The organism is Sphaerotilus natans, from assembly GCF_900156335.1.
In the GTDB taxonomy this organism is placed as follows: Bacteria; Pseudomonadota; Gammaproteobacteria; order Burkholderiales; family Burkholderiaceae_C; genus Sphaerotilus; species Sphaerotilus natans.
On sequence record NZ_FTMZ01000009.1, the window covers coordinates 142,158 to 161,150 of the forward strand.

13 protein-coding genes are annotated in these 18,993 nt (G+C 70.8%); 4 read left to right on the forward strand and 9 right to left on the reverse strand.

Features of this window, described 5'->3' with window-relative positions; all coding sequences use genetic code 11:
* Nucleotides 1-10: 10 nt before the first annotated feature.
* From BW996_RS10345 to BW996_RS10355, 3 genes are all read right to left on the reverse strand, one after another.
* The gene (locus BW996_RS10345) at nucleotides 11-568 is read right to left on the reverse strand and encodes a hypothetical protein (RefSeq protein WP_139330827.1); all 558 of its coding nucleotides are present in this window, start codon (nucleotides 566-568) and stop codon (nucleotides 11-13) included.
* Entirely contained in the window at nucleotides 565-5,211 is a 4,647-nt protein-coding gene (locus BW996_RS10350) for an EAL domain-containing protein (RefSeq protein WP_081838175.1), read from the reverse strand. Before BW996_RS10350 ends, BW996_RS10345 begins: the two co-directional genes overlap by 4 nt.
* A gap of 113 nt (nucleotides 5,212-5,324) precedes the next feature.
* Complete coding sequence (locus BW996_RS10355; protein ID WP_037483157.1) at nucleotides 5,325-6,335, reverse strand: AEC family transporter; 1,011 nt, start codon at nucleotides 6,333-6,335, stop codon at nucleotides 5,325-5,327.
* A 110-nt stretch (nucleotides 6,336-6,445) separates the two neighbouring features.
* On the opposite strand from BW996_RS10355, the gene BW996_RS10360 reads away from it, so the two are divergent.
* Together BW996_RS10360 and BW996_RS10365 are read left to right on the forward strand one after the other, a co-directional pair.
* Nucleotides 6,446-7,573, forward strand: coding sequence for an endonuclease/exonuclease/phosphatase family protein (locus BW996_RS10360; protein WP_037483159.1), 1,128 nt, complete (start codon nucleotides 6,446-6,448; stop codon nucleotides 7,571-7,573).
* A complete protein-coding gene (locus BW996_RS10365; RefSeq protein ID WP_241462003.1) occupies nucleotides 7,570-8,526 on the forward strand; it encodes a pseudouridine synthase in 957 nt (318 codons plus the stop codon). The genes BW996_RS10360 and BW996_RS10365 overlap by 4 nt, the downstream gene beginning before the upstream one ends.
* On the opposite strand, the gene BW996_RS10370 is transcribed toward BW996_RS10365, so the two are convergent.
* Complete coding sequence (locus tag BW996_RS10370) at nucleotides 8,507-9,736, reverse strand: ROK family transcriptional regulator (RefSeq protein ID WP_076458875.1); 1,230 nt, start codon at nucleotides 9,734-9,736, stop codon at nucleotides 8,507-8,509. The genes BW996_RS10365 and BW996_RS10370 overlap by 20 nt on opposite strands.
* 129 nt (nucleotides 9,737-9,865) lie before the next feature.
* On the opposite strand from BW996_RS10370, the gene BW996_RS10375 reads away from it, so the two are divergent.
* Entirely contained in the window at nucleotides 9,866-10,570 is a 705-nt protein-coding gene (locus BW996_RS10375) for a transaldolase family protein (protein WP_051632072.1), read from the forward strand.
* Nucleotides 10,571-10,591: 21 nt separating this feature from the next.
* Here BW996_RS10375 and kefC read toward each other — a convergent pair whose 3' ends face one another.
* From kefC to BW996_RS10390, 3 genes are read right to left on the reverse strand one after another with little or no spacing between them, the layout of a single operon-like run.
* Nucleotides 10,592-12,409 (reverse strand): glutathione-regulated potassium-efflux system protein KefC, encoded by a 1,818-nt coding sequence (kefC, locus tag BW996_RS10380; protein ID WP_037483444.1) that lies wholly within the window; start codon nucleotides 12,407-12,409, stop codon nucleotides 10,592-10,594.
* A gap of 16 nt (nucleotides 12,410-12,425) precedes the next feature.
* Nucleotides 12,426-13,316 (reverse strand): DNA/RNA non-specific endonuclease, encoded by an 891-nt coding sequence (locus BW996_RS10385; protein WP_206539521.1) that lies wholly within the window; start codon nucleotides 13,314-13,316, stop codon nucleotides 12,426-12,428.
* Between the two features lie 48 nt (nucleotides 13,317-13,364).
* Complete coding sequence (locus BW996_RS10390) at nucleotides 13,365-14,336, reverse strand: Rossmann-like and DUF2520 domain-containing protein (protein WP_162177990.1); 972 nt, start codon at nucleotides 14,334-14,336, stop codon at nucleotides 13,365-13,367.
* 25 nt (nucleotides 14,337-14,361) lie between these two features.
* On the opposite strand from BW996_RS10390, the gene BW996_RS22470 reads away from it, so the two are divergent.
* Entirely contained in the window at nucleotides 14,362-15,540 is a 1,179-nt protein-coding gene (locus BW996_RS22470; protein WP_162177989.1) for a 2OG-Fe(II) oxygenase family protein, read from the forward strand.
* On the opposite strand, the gene BW996_RS10405 is transcribed toward BW996_RS22470, so the two are convergent.
* Nucleotides 15,527-18,205, reverse strand: a complete 2,679-nt coding sequence (locus BW996_RS10405; RefSeq protein ID WP_037483443.1) for a bifunctional acetate--CoA ligase family protein/GNAT family N-acetyltransferase — start codon at nucleotides 18,203-18,205, stop codon at nucleotides 15,527-15,529. The genes BW996_RS22470 and BW996_RS10405 overlap by 14 nt on opposite strands.
* A gap of 227 nt (nucleotides 18,206-18,432) precedes the next feature.
* Nucleotides 18,433-18,993 (reverse strand): branched-chain amino acid ABC transporter substrate-binding protein (locus BW996_RS10410; RefSeq protein WP_175619111.1); only part of this gene is annotated, 561 nt, incomplete at its 5' end.

An 18,993-nucleotide genomic window follows, 5' to 3' on the forward strand; every position in this document is an offset into this window, starting at 1 on the left:
GAAACGCCGCTCAGCCCGGCGGCGTCATCTCGGCCTGGCAGCGCGGGCAGACGACGTAGTCGACCTGCAGCGGACGGGCCGCGTGAACATGCTCGGGCGGCTCCCAGTAGCCCTGGGGCGTGCAGACCCACAGGCAGATGCTGCAGCGCAGCCACGGCGGCGTGCCCGGACTGGGCAGCAAAACCGCGCTGCAGGTCTCGAAACGCAGTGCGGTGGCCCGTGGCCGGGCCTGAACAAGCATGTGCTCGACGCGCACCCAGCCGTCGGGCAGGGGCTGCAGCCGCATCTGCATCTGCCGCGACAGTGCGGGCGCATCGCAGCGGTAGTTCAGCAGGCGCGGCTGCTGGGTCAGCCGGACCGCCTGCAGCGCCGATTCGATGAACATGCGCGTCGTGTCGCCCGCCAGGAAGCGGCCCAGCGGGCGGCCGATCACGCCATCGCGGAAGGCATTGCCGCCGCCCTGGCCCGCCTGCGCCGCCGCATCCCAGTCCGGACTCACGTCGATGACCCGATTGTCCCGGTCGAGCAGATACCAGGAGGCCAGCGCCACCGCAGGCGCAGAGCTCACGGCGTGCATTCGAGCATCGCGGCCGAGGCCAGCCAGCGCCCGCACTCGCCGGCCGGCATCGGCCGCCCGCGCAGGAAGCCCTGCACCAGCAGATCCTGGCCGCGCTCGCGCAGGCACTGCTGCAGCACCTCGGTCTCGACGCCCTCGGCGACCAGCCGCAAGCCCAGCGCCCGGCCCAGGCCGATGACCGCCTCGACGATCTCGCGGTCGTCGCGCTGGTCCGCCATGCCCTGCACGAAGCTGCGGTCGATCTTCAGCTCGCGGATCGGCAGGTGGCGCAGCAGCGCCAGCGACGAGTAGCCGGTGCCGAAGTCGTCGAGCGAGAGCTGCACGCCCAGCATCTCGAGCCGGCGCAGCACCCGGTCGAGCGCCTCGTCGCGGCGCAGCAGCGCGCTCTCGGTGATCTCGAGCACCAGGCACTCGCCGGGCACGCCGTGCGCGATCAGCAGCTGCTGCAGCCGGTCGGGCAGGCCGGCGTCACGCATCTGGCGGGCGGCCAGATTGACCGACATGCACAGCTCGACATGGCCCTGCGCCCGCCATGCCGCCAGCTGCCGGCAGGCCTGATCGAGCACCCAGTCGCCGATGCGCTCGATCAGCGAGGACTCCTCGGCGATCGGCAGGAAGACCGACGGCGCGATCAGCGTCCCGGAGGGCGCCCAGCGCAGCAGGGCCTCCACGCCGTGCACCGCCCCCGTGCGCAGATCGACCTGCGGCTGGTAGTGCAGCACCAGCTCGTCGCGGCCGAGCGCCTGGCGCAGACCGCTCTCGATGTGCAGGCGCTGGCGCGCGCTGCTGCCGACCTCGCTGGCGTAGAACTCGCAGCGCCCGCGCCCGGCGTTCTTCGCCCGGTACATCGCCGCATCGGCATGGCTGAGCAGCGTGGCGGCATCGCTGGCGTCGCCCGGATAGAGCGCCACCCCGATGCTGGCGCTGGTCGACAGCAGCGTGCCGCGGAACGGAATCGGCTCGGCCAGCAGCAGCTGGATGCGCTCGACCGTCAGCAGGCACTCGTGGCGCGAGGTGTTCTCCAGCAACAGGACGAACTCGTCGCCGCCCAGCCGCGCCAGCGTGTCGCAGGCCCGCACGCAGCCGCTGATGCGCTGCGCGGCCAGCTTCAGCACCTCGTCGCCGGCGTCATGGCCCAGGCTGTCGTTGATGGTCTTGAAATGATCCAGATCGATGAAGCACAGCGCGATCTCGGTGCGCTGGCGGCGCGCGTTGTCGATCGCGTGGCTGGCGCGGTCCATCAGCAGGCTGCGATTGGGCAGCGTGGTCAGCGCGTCGTGGGTGGCCTGGTGGCGCATTTCCTCACGGGTGCGGGTCAGGTCGGAAATGTCGGTCAGTGCCACCACCACATGCGTGATGCCGCCCGTCTCGTCGGCCAGCGGACTGGCCGACATCCAGCAGGTCGCCGTCGAGCCGTCCGCGCTGCGTCCCAAGACCTCGCCCTGCCACCGACCCTGCTGACGCACCTTGGCCAGCAGGTCGACCAGGAAGCTCTCGTCATGGCGCTCGCCGTCCAGGAAGTCCGCAAGCTGGCCGAGCAGCGCCGCCTCGCTGCGGCCCGCGAGCTGGCACAGCGCCCCGTTGACCCGCTCGATGCGGCCCTCGGCGTCCAGGATCATCAGCCCCTCGGAGCTGACCTCGAAGACCTTGGCGGCGATGCGCAGCGACTCGTCGGCCTGGCGCATCGGCGTCAGGTCGACCGCCTGCATGCCGATGGCCTCGAGCGTGCCGGCGGCGTCATGCAGCCCGAAGCGGGTCGCCCACCACCAGCGCTTGCCGTTCGCGAAGACAAAGCTCTGCTCGGTCTCGGTGGTCGTGCCGTCGCGCAGCAGGTCGAGATCAGCCTGGCGCAGCAGGCTGGCGATGTCGGCCGGCATCAGCTGCGCGTCGGTGCGCCCGACCAGGCTGTCCGCCTCCAGCCCGAAGAACTCGGCGTAGCGCGCGTTGGCGAACTGGTAGCGCCCGCTGGTGTCCTTGATCGCCATCAGCGCCTGCCCGTGGCTGAGCACCGACAGCAGCCGCTGCTCGACCTGGCGTGTCTGGCGCTCGGCCCGGGCCAGATCGGTGTTGTCGACCACCGTCAGCACCACGCCACGGCGCTCGCCGCCCAGCACGTTGTGGCTGAGGTGCAGCACATACTCGCGCCCGTCCTCGCCGGGCGGCAGGTCCAGGGACAGCGGGCTGGCGCTGGCCTGGGCCTGCACGATGGCGGCCACCAGATCCGGAATGCCGCTGGGGCGGTACATCGTCGACAGCGGCAGCCCGGTCGCGCCCCGGCTGAGCCGGAACAGCCGCTCGGCCGCCAGGTTGTAGCGGTTGATGCAGAAGGTCTCGTCGATCACCAGCATGGGCATCGCGATGCTGTTCTGGATGCTCTGCAGCTCCTCGGCCAGCTGCTGGTGGCGCCGCCACTGGTGATTGAGCTCGGCATTGACGGTGGAGAGCTCCTGGTTGGTGGCCTGCAGCTCCTCGTTGGCCGATTCCAGCTCCTCGTTGCTGGCCTGCAGCTCCTCGTTGGTGGCCTGGGCCTCCTCGTTGAGCGCCTGCATTTCCTCGTTGAAGGACTCGAGCTGCTCGATCAGGCTCTTCATGCGCGCCCGCGCATCGGCCAGTTCGGCGGCCTCGGCCGCGCCCGACTCCGCAGGCGTGATGCGCCGGGTGCCCCGCGCGCGCATCGGCAGGAAGGCCAGCAGCACCAGCCGGCTGCCCGGGCTGGCGCCGGAGAAGGCCTGCAGCACCATCTGCCAGCGCCGACGCCGGCGCTGCTGCACCAGTGTGATCTCGGTCTGATGGGTGTCCTGCGAGCCATCGCCCAGCAGCGCGCACAGCAGCCGCAGCTCGGTCTCGATCTCGGGGCGGGCCATCGACAGCACGTCGAAGGTCTGCGCACCGGCGCGCAGCTGCAGGAAGTCCGCGACATCGCCATGCACCTGCAGCACCCGCAGCCGCTCGTCGAGCAGCACGCAGGGCGGCAGGTACAGCCGCGCCCCCTGGCGCAGCAGGGCCAGCTCCAGCTCGACCGCACTGGCCTGCGACGACAGGCGCTGCGGCGCAGGCGAAGCAGGCGGACGGGCCATCGTGCCCGGCATGGCCTCCTCCGGCGAGGCCGGCGGCATCAGGTCGATGGCCGCGCCGCCCAGCCGGGCGGTCAGCGCCCGCCCGACGCGGCGCTCGTACAGCCTCACCTCGCTGTCAAGCGAGCGGAACAGATCCTCGTGATGCAGCGCCGACTCGTTCTGGCCGAGCATCAGCAGCCCGCCCGGGCGCAACGCGAAATGGAACATGCGCATCACCCGCGCCTGCGCCTCGGGCTTCAGGTAGATCAGCACATTGCGGCAGCTGATCATGTCGAGCCGGGGAAACGGCGGATCGCGGGTCAGGTCATGCCGGGAGAAGACGATGCTCTCGCGCAGCGCCTTGTCGATCTCGACATGCTGGCCCAGCGCGTGAAAGTGCAGTGCGCGCAGGCGCTCGGGCAGCGCCGTCATCGTCGCCCCGTCGTACACGCCGCGCCGGGCCTGCTGCATCGCCTCCAGGTCCAGATCGGTCGCGAAGATCTGCAGCGGATGCTCGTCCAGCCGGTCGCCCAGCGCATCGCGCCAGACCATCGCCACCGAATAGGCCTCCTCGCCGGTGGCACAGCCTGCCACCCAGACGCGCACCGGCTCGCCGGCCGGCTTGCGCGCCAGCACCCGCCCGACCTGCGCGACCAGATGCTCGAAGGCCAGCGGATTGCGCCAGAAGGAGGTGACCGAGATCAGCGTCTCGCGCGCCAGCGCCTCGATCTCGTCCGAATCGGTGCCGAGCCGGTCGAGATAGGCCGACAGCGTGTCCGCCCCGACCGCCTGCATGCGCCGGGCCAGCCGTCGGCGCAGCGTCGGCTCCTTGTAGTCGGCCAGGTTGATGCCGCAATGCCGGCGCACCCGCTGGAAGAGCGCGTTCAGGTCGGCATCGGCCGGGATCGGCAGCACCGGGGCCAGCAGTTCATCATCGACCCGATCGGCCGCGGCCAGGATGTCGGCCTCGCCAATCGGCGGACTCATCGGCGCGGCCGCCCAGAGCGCCAGGGCACGGCCCATCGCCTCCAGGGACATGCGCCGGCTGCGCCCGACGATGCGCTCGGCGGCTTCGGGCATGCCGCTGTAACGGGCGCTGTCGGCGCTCTCCACCAGCACCAGTCCACCCGCATCCCGGATGCGCTGCATCCCGTTCGCGCCGTCGCTGCCGGTGCCCGACAGCACGATGCCCGCCGCCCGGGGCCCGATCTGCTGGGCCAACGACTCGAAGAAAAGATTGATCGACGGCCGCGGGATCGAGTGCGGCTCAGGCTCGGTCAGCCGCAGCCGGCCGGCCTCCAGCCGGATATGCGCATTGTTGGGCGTGACCAGCACGGTGTCGGAACGCGGCAGGTCGCCATCGCTGACCTCCTGCACCGTCATCCGGGTGTGCGGCCTCAGGATCTCGGCCAGAACCGAACGATGGCTCGGAGCCATGTGCTGGAGAAGCACGAAGCACAGCCCGGAATCGACAGGAAGCTGTGCGAGCAGCAGGCGCAGGCTTTCCAGCCCGCCGGCCGACGCTCCCACGCCAACGAGCCCCGTCAGCACAGGCGGGCTCTCCGTTTTCATCTCCATGTCGATCGGCTCCGTACTGCTTTTGCTGTCACGGCCACTTCTTTTTGGAGCAACCTGAACTTCTCATCCTGCCCTAAATTGATCAATTAATGAACACATTCATGTGACACCGTTCACGACTGGCTGGCGCCTGCCACCCCGAACCCCCACGCCACCAGCGTAAAGCTGCCAAAGGCCAGCACCGTCGAGGCCAGAATGATTCGGGCCACGCGGCCGTTGTCAGCGCGGTAGCGCTCGGCCAGCAAGGAGACATTGCTGGCACTGGGCAGCGCGGCCGCCAGCGTCAGCACCATCAGCTGGAAGTCGCTCAGGCCCAGGCCGGCCTGCTGGGCCAGCCGGCCGCCGCCCCAGACCAGCGCAGGATGCACGACCAGCTTGATCAGTGCCACCGGCAGATAGCGGCGCGGCGACATCGGCGGCGCGGGCTGCCCCTGCGCGTCCAGCCCGGAACGCCACAGCACGGCGCCGATGGTGAACAGCGCCACCGGGCTGGCGGCGTCGGCCAGCATCGCGATCACCCGGTCCACCGGCCCCGGCAGCGACAGCCCGGTCACCGACATCAGCGCGCCCAGACCGATCGACCACGGCAGCGGATTGGACAGCGCCGCGCGCAGCGAGCGCAGCACCGCCGCCCGCGCCGCCGCCGCGTCGCCCGCATGCGAGGCGGCCGGATCGTCGTGATGCAGCTGCGCGATGGCGATGCACAGCGAACTGGTGACGAACAGGTCCAGCAGCACCGTGGTGATCACCGGCCCGGCCGCCGCCGGCCCGAGCAGCGCCACCAGCAGCGGCACGCCCATGAAGCCGGTGTTGGGGAAGGCGGCCACCAGCGCGCCGAAGGCGGCGTCGCGCAGATTGCCGGCCGCGCGCCGGGTCAGCGTGATCGTCAGCGCCACCACCGCCAGCGCGCAGGCCAGATAGAGCCCCAGCACCGCCGGATCGAGCAGCTCGGCCACCGGCAGCCGCGCGCCGAAGCGCAGCAGCATGCACGGCAGCGCGAAGTACAGCACGAAGGCGTTGAGCCCCGGGACCGCCGCCAGCGGCAGCAGCCCGCGCCGCGCGGCGAGGTAGCCGATCAGGATCAGCGCGAAGAACGGAACGGTGACGGTGAGAATGGCCTGCATGGTCGGGCAGTATCCCAGCGATGTGCCGGGGTGACATCCGGATCGGCACACCGGGCGGCGACAATCGGCGACCCGTTTTTCCACATCCGCCGCCCGACGGAGACCCGCCCGTGACCCTCGCCTCCCCCGCCCTGCGCAGCCTGGCGCGCTTCGGCGTGATCGCCTCGACGCTGATGGCCGTCGCGTTCACCTGGCTCTACCACTTCGCGCCACGTCATCTGGCGCTGGTCGAGCTGACCCGCTATGCGCCCTTCCTGATCTACCTGGTGCCGGGGCTGATCGCCTGGGTGCTGTCCTGGCTGCTGGCGCCGCTGTGGCGCGTCGTCGCCACGCTGGCGGTGGCGCTGATGCTGACCGCGGTGATGGATGTCTCCACCGGCCTGAGGAGAGATGCGCTGCCACCCGACACGGCCGCGGCCGGCGTGCGGCCGGTACGGCTGATGACCTACAACATCAAGTCCTACCGCGCGGCCTTCCGCTGGGGCGGCTTCGTGCCGCTGAACAACGAGATCGCCTCGCAGCAGCCCGACATCCTGGTGATGCAGGACGCCCGCGAGGTCTCCCGCGCCGGCGATCTGCCTTTCGGCATGCGCGAGGTGCTGCCCGAGCACAAGCTCTACACCTACGGCCAGTACGCGATCGCCAGCCGCTTCCCGCTGTCGGACTGCCGGCGCGGCGACATCTCCTTCCGCGGCGAGAAGCACGAGTACATCCGCTGCACCGTCGACATCGGCGGCACGCTGGTCGACGTGATCACCGCCCACCTGCTGACGCCGCGCGCCGGGCTGAACGCCGCCCGCTTCGAACTGCACCAGGGCCTGGACGACTGGAACCACAATGTCGCCGACCGCATGACCCAGGTCGACGCGCTGGTGCGCGATCTGGTGCCGCTGCGCCGTCCGACCATCCTGGCCGGCGACCTGAACGCGCCCGAGCACTCGCCGGTGGTGCAGACGCTGATGGGTATCGGCCTGCGTGACGCCTTCTCCGCCGCCGGCCGCGGCTGGGGCTACACGCACGGCCATTCGCTCAAGCCCTGGGTGAGCTTCCTGCGCATCGACCACATCCTCGTCAGCCCGGAGATCGGCGTGACCTCGGCCCATGTCGGCTGGCGCGGCGGCTCCGAGCACCGCCCGGTCATCGCCGACCTGCTGGTGCCGGTGCGGCAGGGCCTGAAGAAATCTGTGGACAAGTCTGTGGATAAACCTGTGGATAAGCCTGTTGGCAAGTCGAAGTGAGCCGCCCTCGTCCCGACTGGACGCCGCCGATGCGCGAGGGCGTCGGCGCCAGCCGCGTGGCGGTGACGCCGGGCCCGTGGCGCACGGTGCTGGAGTTTCTGTGCGCGCGGCTGCCCGCGCTGGACGCCAGCGCCTGGCAGGCGCGCCTGGACGCCGGCGAGGTGCTGGCCGCCAACGGCCGGCCTGTGGACAAGTCCGAGCCCTGTGGACAACATCGGCTGCTCTGGTACTGGCGCCGCCTGGAGGCGCCCGAGCCGCGCGTGCCCTTCGACGAGGTCGTCCTGCACCGCGACGAGCGGCTGCTGGTGGTGGACAAGCCGCATTTCCTGCCGATGACGCCCAAGGGCCGCCACCTGCACGAGACGCTGCTGGTGCGGCTGAAGAAGGCCACCGGGCTGGACACGCTGGTGCCGCTGCACCGGCTCGACCGCGAGACCGCCGGCGTCGTGCTGTTCTCGCTCGATCCGGCCAGCCGCGGCGCCTACCAGGCGCTGTTCCGCGACCGTGCGATCGAGAAGGTCTACGAGGCGGTCGCGCCCTGGCGCGAGGCGCTGGGCGCGACGCTGCCACGCCTGCACGCCAGCCGCCTGGCCGAGCGCGAGGGCGAGCGCTTCATGCAGATGCACGAGGTGCCGGGCGAGCCCGACGCCTTCACCCGCATCGCGCTGATGGACCGCGACGCCGCCAGCGGCCTGGCGCGCTACCGGCTCGAACCCCTGACCGGGCGCAAGCACCAGCTGCGCGCGCACCTGGCCGCGCTGGGCGTGCCCATCGTCGGCGACCGCATCTATCCGGTGCTGCAGCCCGCGCCGGCGCCCGACGCGCCGCCCGACTGGCGCGAGCCGCTGCGCCTGCTCGCGCGCGAGATCGCCTTCGTCGACCCGATCGACGGCCGCGCCCGCCGGTTCGAGAGCCAGCGCACGCTCAGCCTGCTCAGCCCAGCGACGGCTTGAGGAAGATGTCCTTGTCCGGGAAGAACTGGGTGTGCAGCGGCAGCAGCGCGCCGCCCAGCGCCCGGGCATGCGCGCCGACCCGGCCGGTCAGCAGCGCCGGCGCGTGCAGGCCGTCGAAGCGGTAGACCGCCAGGCGCTGGCCGGTGCGCTCGATCAGCGCATCGATCAGCGGCCGCGCCAGCGAGCCGTCGACGATCACCGCATCCAGATCGAGCATGGCCGAGCCGCTGGCGGTGGTCATCGCCAGCGCCAAGCTGGCCTGCTCCAGCCAGGGCTCGACCAGCGCGGCGAAGCGCGGCTCGACGATGTCGTCGCGCTGCACCTGCAGCGGATCCAGCCCGGCCTGCAGCAGCGCCTGCTCCAGCTGCCAGCCCGAGGCGACTTCCAGCAGCTGCGGCGGTGGCTCGCCGCCGCGCGCCAGCCCCACCGGCAGCGAGCCGATCGCGCCGGCATTGCCGCGCTGGCCGGTCACGATGTGGCCCGACAGCACCAGGCCGCCGCCGACGAAAGTGCCGACGAAGATGTAGAGAAAGCTGCGCACCGCGGTGCCGTGGCCCTGCAGCAGCTCGGCCACGCAGGCGGCGGTGGTGTCCTTGGCGAAGCTCACCGGCAGATGCGTCAGCGCCTCGACCTCGCGGCGCAGGTCCAGATGCTCCCAGCCCGCCAGCGCGCCGTGCGCCTGCGAGCCCAGCACGCCCGACCACTTCTCCATCGACAGCGGCGAGCTCAAGCCCAGCCCCACCACCCGCGCCCACAGGCCGCCGAGCTGCTGCTGCAGCCGCGTCAGCCCCTCGGCGATGCAGGGCAGCACCCGCTGCGGATCGGGCAGCTCGTAGTGGAACTCATGGCGATGGCGCACCCGACCGACAAAGTCGCAGGCCAGCACCTCCAGGCTGCGCCGGCCGACCTGCACGCCCAGACTGATCGCGCCGTCCGGGTTGAGCGCCAGCGGCACCGAGGGCTGACCGATGCGCCCGCGCACCCGCTCCTGCTTGAGCAGCAGCCCGTCGTCGAGCAGCCGGCTGACGATGACCGAGACGGTCTGCGACGACAGCTGCGTCAGCCGCGCCAGATCGGCCTTGGCGATCGCGCCATGCAGGCGGATCGCCTGCAGCACGGTGCGCTCGTTGAACTGGCGCATGCCGCTGTGGTTCGACCCGCGAACGGCACGTTCGTCAGGCTCGAAGGCGGCGGCGGAAAGGGAGTGCATGGCGGCAGACAGGATCAGAGCGGCCCAGCATGCCCGAATCGGCGGCGCAGCTCCATTAGTAAATCACCTAGTTTTACTTAGATAGATCCCGAGACAAAAACCCTGCACCGTACCGCGAGAATAGCGGACATGGCCGATCTGCAGCACCCCGCCCCGCGTCACGACGCACGTCCCGACTTTCATCTCTGCCTTGACAGCGCCGATCTCGACGCGCTGCGCACCTGCCTGCCGCATCCGCTGGTGCACGGCGTGACGACCAATCCGACGCTGCTGCGCCGCGCCGGGCTGCGCCAGGCCGACCTGCCGCGCCTGGTCGGCACGCTGCTGGACTGGCGAGTGCGCCAGGTGCAGGTCCAGGTGAGCTGCGCGCAGACCGACGAGATGCTGCGCGAGGCCGACGGCCTGATCGCGCTGGCCGATCCCGGTCAGCTGGTGGTGAAGATCCCGGCCACCCGCGAGGGTCTGGCCGCCGGCGCCGAGCTGGCGCGCCGTGGCGTGCCGGTGACCTTCACCGCGGTGTGGGCGCCGGAGCAGGCGCTGTTCGCCGCGATGCTCGGCGCGGCCTACGCTGCGCCGTATCTCGGCCGGATGCAGGATGCCGGCCTCGACGGGCTGGCGCAGATCGCGCAGATGCAGGCACGCCTGGAGGGCAGCGCCGCGCCGACCCGGCTGCTGGTGGCCAGCCTGCGCAGCCGCCAGGCCTGCCTGGACGTGATCGCGCTGGGCGCGCGGGCGATCACCATTCCGCCCGCGCTGTTCGCCGAGCTGGTCGATCACGAGCCGACCCGCGCGGCCGAACGGGTCTTCCTGGCCGACGCGCAGGCCGACGACTGAGAGCGCGGCGCGGCCCGGCCCTCAGCCCTCGTCCGGATCGGGCGGACGGGCGTGGCCCCGGGCGGCCCGCTCCTGGGCAAACAGCTCCTCGAGCTGACGCCGCCCCTGGCGGGCCATCGACACCAGCATCTTCTCGTCGCGGTGATGCGGCCAGAGCTGCTCGAGCTGCTCGATCGAATGCGCCCGGAAGCGCGTCGCCAGCTCGCCCGCCTCCTGCGGCGTCCAGCCAAGCTGCTCGAGCACGCTGCGGGCACTGGCCAACGACGCGTCGAGCGTCTCGCGCTCGATCAGCATGACGCCCCGGTCGCGCAGCGCGAACCAGTGGCGCACATTGCGCGCCCGTGCCACCAGCACCAGATGCGGGAAATGCTCGCGCACCAGATCGACCAGCTTCAGGCTCTGTTCGACATCGTCGATCGCCACCACCAGCACCTTCGCGGTGGCCGCACCGGCGGTGCGCAGCAGGTCCGCGCGGGTCGCGTCGCCATAGTGGACGCGGAAGCCGAAGCGGCGCAGCACCGCGACCTGCTCGGCATCATGGTCGAGCACCGTCGGCGCGATGCCGTTGGCATCGAGCAGGCGCCCCACGATCTGCCCGTAGCGACCGAAGCCGGCGATGATGACCGGCGCGTCCTGCGGCGCCGACAGCGCATGCGGCGAGGTGGGCGGCTCGGCCGCGCGCTCGCGCCGACGTGCGCGCCGGTCCAGCACCAGCAGCAGCAGCGGCGTGAGCAGCATCGACAGCGCGACCGTGCCGATCAGCACCGAGGTCTGCGCCTCGTCGATCACCTTCAGGCCGGCCGCCTGCTGGAAGACCACGAAGGCGAACTCGCCCCCCTGAGCCAGCAGCAGCGCGAACACCGGGCGCTCGGGGCCGGGCACCTCGGCCTGGCGGGCCAGCAGCAGCAGCACGGCCGCCTTCAGCAGCAGGAAGCCCGCCAGCAGCCCCAGCACCAGCAGCGCCTGCGCGGCGATGACCTGGAAGTCGATCGACATGCCCACCGCCATGAAGAACAGGCCGAGCAGCAGGCTCTTGAAGGGCTCCAGATCGGTCTCGAGCGCGCGGCGGTACTCGCTCTCGGCCAGCAGCACGCCGCCGAGGAAGGCGCCCAGCGCCATCGACAGCTCGACCGCCTGCATCAGGCTGGCCAGCGCCACCACCAGCGCCAGGGCCGCCGCGGTGAAGATCTCCGGCGAGCCGCTGCGGGCGATCCAGCGCAGCGCATGGCGCAGCAGCAGTCGGCCGGCGATGATGATGCCCGCCACCACCGCCAGCGCACGTGCCGCCTCGATGCCGTGGCTGCCGGCCGCCTGCACCTTCGGCGCCAGCAGCGGAATCAGCGCCAGGATCGGGATGGCCGCGACATCCTGGAACAACAGGATCGCGAAGGCCGCCTGACCGCCGGACGTCGGCATCAGGCGGCGCTCCTGCATGACCTGCAGCGACACCGCGGTCGACGACAGTGCCAGCCCCAGCCCGACCAGCACCGACACCGGCCCCGGCGCGCCCAGCAGCCAGGCGCCGCCCCCCAGCACCAGCGCACAGCCCAGCAGCTGCACGCTGCCCCAGCCGAAGATGGCCCGGCGCATCGACCACAGCTTCGGAGGCTCCAGCTCCAGGCCGATCAGGAACATCATCAGCACGACGCCGAACTCGGCCACGCCCATGATCGCGTCGGGATCCCGCACCAGGCTCAGACCGAACGGCCCGATCAGGATGCCGGCGGCCAGGTAGCCGATGATGCTGCCCAGGCCGAAGCGGCGCGCCAGCGGCACCACCACGACCGCGGCAACCAGATAGACCAGCGCGGCCTTCAGCCAGAGGCTCTCGTGCGGCATCCTGCGCGGCTCCGGTTCAGTCGACGCTGCAGCCCGAAGGCAGCGCCCAGGTGGTCTGCGGCTTCATCGCCTTCAGCGCCGTCGAGGCGCTGATGCGCACGCTGGCCGCGCCCAGGCGCTGCTCCAGCTCGGCGATGCTGACGATGTAGCGGTCAAGCGCGCCCAGGCCGGTGGTGTTCGGGATCAGCCAGGCGATGGCCTTCTGCGCGCCAGTGGCCGGATCGGTGGTGATCAGCGCCTTCCACATGAATTCCGGCGTGCGGATGCCGTGGCTGCTCAGGTAGAAATCGTTGGTGTCGCTGGCGGTGTCGCCGTGGACCACGCCGCCGTAGACCTGCACCGGCGCCAGATCGCGATAGCACTCGGCCACCGTCTCGGCCTCGAGCCAGATGCCGCGGTTGAAGCCCGAGACCTGCGGCACGATGTTGGTCATGGAGTTGGCACGCCGGATCAGCGCGCTGTCGGAGTCCATGTGGTTGGACATCACCAGATGGCCGCGGTCATAGCCCGGATGCACGCTCTCGTAGCTGGCGGTGCTGGTCTGCTGCAGGCAGCCGGCCGGCAGCGTGGTGTCGAAGGTGAAGGCGCTCGGCCGCGCGGCGCTGCCGGTGTCGGCCTGCAGGGTGTAGCGGTAGTGCAGCGCGGTGCGGTCGGTGCAGTCGTAGATCAGCCGGAAGCCGTTGTAGTCCTGGTCGATGATCCAGTGCCCGGACGGGCCGGCGCGCTCGACGCTGGCCTCGGCACCCGTGTCGGCCGGCGTGCTGATGTCGGCCTGCGTCGTGTCGTCGCCCCCACCGCAGCCGGCCAGGACCAGCGCGGCCATCCACGCCAGCGCGGCCGACCTCAGCCGCAGGCGAGAGACAGAGGCGGGCGCGTGGGCCGCGGCGCGGTCAGAAATGGTCAGCATGGCCTTCCCCTTGAATTGAATGAATTGAGTGAATCGAATTAACTGAAATTACAGCACCCCCGATCCGGCCGCCGGCCCGCCCGCTCGCGGCATCGCGCCCGCGCCGAGAAGCAGGTCGCGGCACTGTTGCGCAGCTTGCGCCTCCAGCCGCCCGGCTTGCTCGGCCAGCGCAACCTGCGGCAGCGCAAGCCGGCGGTAGAAGTCGAGCGGATCGAGCGATGTCGGATCCAGGACCTGCAGCGCCGCCAGGTGAGTGCGCAGCACGCCGGTGTCGCCGCGCGCGATCGGCCCGGACACTGCGCCGGCCAGGCCACGGCCCTCGACCGCATCGAGCGTGCCGCGTGCCAGCGGCAGCAGCGCCGCCAGCGCCTGAGGCTCGTCCACGCCGAAGGTTTTCCACAGGCCCACCGCCTCGGCCAGCACCGGCAGCAGGAAGCTGGCGGCATAGCCGGCCGCGACGTGATAGCGCGCCCGCATGCCCGACGGCAGCACGATCGGGCGCAGGCCCAGCACCTCGGCCAGCGTCCGAAGCGCCTCGGCCAGCGCGCTGCCGGCCTCGGCCTCGATCGCCACCGTGCTGCCGGCCAGGCGCTCGGCCGCGCGCAGCGGGTCGGAGAAGATCTGCAGCGGATGAAAGCCGCCGGTGGCCGCGCCGGCCCGCGCCGCGATGTCCAGCGCCGCGACCTCGGTGGCGCCGCTGCAATGCACCACCGCCTGCCCGGGGCGCCAGCGCAGTGCCTCGGCGCAGGTCGCGATGTGATCGTCGGGCACCGTCAGCAGCACCAGATCGGCCCGGTCGACTGCCGCCTGTGGATAACTCGGCTGTGGACAACTCTCGGGCCAGCCTGGCCCGAGCGTCGGGCGTCGACTGCCGATGGCCGCCACCGCCACGCCACGGCGTGCCAGCGCGATCGCCAGCGCCTGCGCGACCCGACCGGCGCCCACCAGCGCGATCGAAGGCAGCGCCGCAGCGGGCCCGCCTGTGGATAACTCTGTGGGAAGGGGGATGCTTGCGTTCATGGCGCCATCATGCACACTGGCCCGCATGGATATCCACAGCCTGCAGACCCGCCTGCGCGCCTTCTCCGCCGAACGCGGCTGGGAGCCGCACCAGAACCCCAAGAACCTCGCGATGGCGATGGTGGTCGAGGCCGCCGAGCTGGTCGAGATCTTCCAGTGGCTCAGCCCGGCGCAGGCGGCGGACCTGGCCTCCGACGCCGCGCGCCAGCAGCATGCCGGCGAGGAGATCGCCGACGTTCTTGTCTATCTGCTTCAGATCGCCGATCGTTGTGGCATCGATGTCGAAGCAGCGGTCGAACGCAAGATGGCGCTGAACGCGCTCAAGTATCCGGTGCCGACGGCGTTGTCCACAGCCGCGCAGCAGGTGGCCGTGATCGACTGGCGCGCCGTCGATGCACCCGCCCGATTTGTCCACAGCCTGCTGCACACCGGCTTCGCGGTGCTGACCCATCACCCGATCGACACGGCGCTGCTGCGCCGGATCGAGGACGAGTGGGACGCCTGGCTGGCCTCGCCGGCTGTGGACAACTGTCGCTTCGATCCGCTGACCCAGGACGGCTATGTCGGCCCCGAGCGTTCCGAGACCGCCAAGGGCCAGACCGAGAAGGACCTGAAAGCCTTCTTCCACCACTATCCCGGCGGACGTTATCCACAGGAGCTGTCCGACGCCGCGCTGCGCTACCGCGCGCAGGCCGAGGCCCTGGCGGCGCAGCTGCTCGACTGGGTTCAGCAGCATGCCCCCGAGGCGGCACGCCAAAGTTTTCCACAGCCCCTGCCGGAAATGATCGCAGGCAGCCGGCAGACGCTGCTGCGCATCCTGCGCTATCCCCCGCTGCGCGGCGACGAGCCGGCCGGGGCGATGCGTGCGGCCGCGCATGAGGACATCAATCTGCTGACCGTGCTGCCCGCCGCGCGCGAGCCGGGCCTGCAGGTGCTCGGCCGCGACGGCCTGTGGCGCGATGTGCCGGGCGACGCCGGCTGGCTGGTGGTCAACACCGGCGACATGCTGCAGGAGGCCAGCGGCGGCGTCTTTCCGTCGACCACCCACCGCGTCGTCAACCCGGCGGGCGAGGCGGCGCGGCGCGCACGTCTGGCCATGCCGCTGTTCCTGCACCCGCGCCCGGAGGTGCGGCTGTCGGCGCGCCACACCGCCGCCAGCTACCTCGACGAGCGGCTGCGCGAGCTCGGCCTCAGAGCGCCCTGACCACCAGCTTGAAGTCCGGATCCTCGGGGAAGGGCCGGACCTCGTAGCCCAGGCCGCGCATCAGACGCAGCATGTTGGGGTTGTTGGCCAGCACCAGGCCCTCGATGTGGGCCAGGCCCTTGTCTCGGGCGAAGTCCTCGATCGACAGCATCAGCCGCGAGCCCAGGCCCTGGCCCTTGTAGTTGTCCGAGACCACCAGCGAGAACTCGCAGGTCGTCTGGTCCGGGTTGGTGATGTAGCGCGACACGCCGATGATCTTCTCGGTCTCGACGAACTCGCCGTCCTCGCCCAGCACGCGGTCGGTGTGCACCGCCACCAGCGCCATCTCGCGGTCGTAGTCGATCAGCGTGTAGCGCGCCAGCATGCGCGCGGGCAGCTCGTGCATCGCGCTGGCGAAGCGGAAATAGCGGCTCTCCTCCGACAGCCCGCGGGTGAAGGCCTGCAGCATGTCGGCGTCGTCCGGACGGATCGGGCGGATGGTGTAGAGGTCGCCGCCCTTCATCGGCCACTCGCGCTCGTAGCGGCTCGGGTAGGGCAGGATGGCCAGGTGCTGGTAGTCGCGCGCGGTCGGGCCGGCGTGGTCGATGACGATGCGCGCATCCACCGCGACCGCGCCGCTCTCGTCGACGATGATCGGGTTGATGTCCATCTCGCGCAGCTGCGGCAGCTCGCAGACCATTTCCGAGACGCGCAGCAGGATCTGCTCGACCGCCTCCAGATCGACCGCCGGCGCGCCGCGCCACTCGCCCAGCATCGTGGCGATGCGCGCACGCTCGATCAGCCGGTGCGCCAGGAACTGGTTCAGCGGCGGCAGCTCCATCGCACGGTCGGCGATCAGCTCGATCATCGTGCCGCCGGCGCCGAAGGTGATGACCGGGCCGAAGGGATCATCGGTGGTCAGGCCGATGAAGATCTCGCGGCCCCGGCGCTTGGCCGCCATCGGCTGGATGGTCACGCCGTTGATGCGTGCCTTGGGCTGCACCCGGCGCACCGCGGCGAGCATGTCGTTGAAGACATCGCGCACCTGCGCTGCGGTCGAGATGTTCAGCGCCACGCCCTGCACGTCGGACTTGTGGCTGATGTCGGGCGAGTCGATCTTGAGCGCCACCGGGTAGCCCAGCTGGCTGGCGATCAGCATCGCCTCGCCGGCGGTGCGCGCCAGCATGGTGCGGGTGACCGGGATGTGATAGGCCGCCAGCAGGGCCTTGGACTCCATCTCGGTCAGCACCTTGCGCCGCTCGGCCAGCACGCTCTCGATCAGCAGCCGCGCGCCTTCGGTGTCGGGATTGGCCAGCTGCGACAGCGGCGGCGGCGTCTGCTGCAGCAGCTGCTGGTTCTGGTAGAAGTTGGCGACGTTGGCGAAGGCGTCCACCGCCGCCTCGGGCGTGCGGAAGGTCGGGATCATCGTCGCATTGAGCTTCACGCGCGCATCGCGCACCCGCTCGTCGCCCATCCAGCAGGTCAGCACCGGCTTGGCCATGTGGTGGATGTGGTCGCAGACCACCTGCGCCACGCCGTCCGGGTCGCTGTCGAGCTTGGGGCTGTAGATCACCAGCACGCCGTGCACCGCGCGGTCCTTGGCGCAGGCCAGCAGCGCAGCCTTGAACTGCGCCGGCGTGGCCTCCTCGCCCAGGTCGATGACCGACTCCAGCGTGGCGTGCGGTGCCAGCGCCGGCGCCAGCTCGGTGCGGCCGGTGTCGACCAGATGCGCCACGTCCAGGCCGACCTCGTTGGCCCGGTCGGCGGCCAGCACCGCCGGCCCGCCGCCATTGGTGATGATCGCCAGCCCCTTGCCGACCGGCTTGTAGCGCGAGGCCAGGCACTTGGCGGCCGAGAACAGCTGCGTGAACGAACGCACCCGCACCACGCCGGCGCGGCGCAGCGCCGCCTCGAAGACATCGTCCGATCCCACGATCGCGGCCGAATGCGTCAGCGCGGCGGTCGAGCCCGCCGGCTGGCGGCCGGCCTTCATCACGACGACCGGCTTGGCGAAGGCGGCCGCGCGCAGCGCGCTCATGAAGCGCCGCGCGTCATGGATGCCTTCCATGTAGACCAGGATGCTCTGCGTGGCGGCGTCGTTGGCCAGGAAGTCCAGCACCTGCGGCAGATCGACCGCGGTGTTGGCGCCCAGCGAGACGACGGTGGAAAAGCCCACCGCGTTGCGCGCGGCCCAGTCGAGAATGGACGCGGTCAGCGCGCCCGACTGGCACACCAGCCCGAGCGGCCCCGGCGCAGCCAGCCGGCCGGCGACGCTGGCATTGAGCTTGAGCAGCGGGCGCTGGAAGCCCAGCGAGTTCGGCCCGAGCAGGTGCATGCCATGCCGGCGCGCGATGTCGTGCAGCTCGCCGCACAGCGGGGCCGGCAGGCCGGTGGACAGCACCAGCGCCGCCCGGCAGCGAATGCGCCCGGCGATCTCCACCGCCGCGGCGATGCGCTCATGCGGCAGCGCGATGATCGCCAGATCGGCACGCGAGTGCGCCAGATCGGACAATGTGCCGGTCATCTCGATGTCGAGAAAGTTCAGCGAGCCGCTGAACCCGCCCGCGCGCAGCTCCGCCAGCATCGTGCGCGTCAGCGCCGGAGCCTCTTCGAGGTGGTCGGGATGACCCGCGAAGACGACGATCGACTTCGGGGCGAACAGGGGGGTCAGGAAGTGGTGGTCCACAGGACAGCCTGCGTGGTGGGGGCAACGCGCAGCATACGGCAGGGACCTGCCAGGAATCGCGTGGGGGTGCGGAGATTTGCGCTGGGACAAGCCCCCCGATGCCATTCGACTTTCGATCGCGAAGTTATCCACAGGCATGAAAAAGGGGGCCGAAGCCCCCTCGTCGTGTCGTCGTTGCTGCTGCCACCGCGGACCCCGGATCCGCCCGACAGCGCAACGCCCGACGCTCAGCGCACGACGGCGATCTGCTCGCGGTTGCCACCCTTGTAGGTGAACATCGTCAGCGCGCCGTTCTTGATGTCGCCCTTCTCGTCGAAGGTGATCGAGCCGGTCACGCCCTTGTAACCCGAAGTCTTCGCCAGCACCGGCAGGTACTTGGCCGGATCGCTCGAGCCCGCCTTCTCCATCGCCGCCACCAGCACGTTCACCGAGTCGTACACATACGGCGCGTAGATCTGCACGTCCGCGTTGAACTTCGTCTTGAAGCGGGCCTTGAACTCGTCCATGCCCTTCTTCTGCTCGCCTTCGACGCCGCCAGCCTCGGCGCACACCACCTGGCTGTCCTCCATCGCGCCGCCCGACAGCTTGGGCAGCTCGCCCGAGCAGATGCCGTCGCCGCCCATGAACTTCGCCTTGATGCCCAGCTGCTTCATCTGCCGGATCATCGGGCCCGCCACCGCGTCCATCCCGCCGAAGAACACGATGTCCGGCTTCTTCGCCTTCAGGTTGGTCAGGATCGCGGTGAAGTCCGTCGCCTTGTCGTTGGTGAACTCGCGCGCCACCGTGCG

Coding starts and splice junctions, on each gene's coding strand:
- BW996_RS10350 (WP_081838175.1), bottom strand. CDS start 5,211: ATGGAGATGAAAACGGAGAGCCCGCCTGTGCTGACGGGGCTCGTTGGC.
- BW996_RS10355 (WP_037483157.1), bottom strand. CDS start 6,335: ATGCAGGCCATTCTCACCGTCACCGTTCCGTTCTTCGCGCTGATCCTG.
- BW996_RS10370 (WP_076458875.1), bottom strand. CDS start 9,736: ATGCACTCCCTTTCCGCCGCCGCCTTCGAGCCTGACGAACGTGCCGTT.
- BW996_RS10375 (WP_051632072.1), top strand. CDS start 9,866: ATGGCCGATCTGCAGCACCCCGCCCCGCGTCACGACGCACGTCCCGAC.
- kefC (WP_037483444.1), bottom strand. CDS start 12,409: ATGCCGCACGAGAGCCTCTGGCTGAAGGCCGCGCTGGTCTATCTGGTT.
- BW996_RS10385 (WP_206539521.1), bottom strand. CDS start 13,316: ATGCTGACCATTTCTGACCGCGCCGCGGCCCACGCGCCCGCCTCTGTC.
- BW996_RS10390 (WP_162177990.1), bottom strand. CDS start 14,336: ATGAACGCAAGCATCCCCCTTCCCACAGAGTTATCCACAGGCGGGCCC.
- BW996_RS22470 (WP_162177989.1), top strand. CDS start 14,362: ATGGATATCCACAGCCTGCAGACCCGCCTGCGCGCCTTCTCCGCCGAA.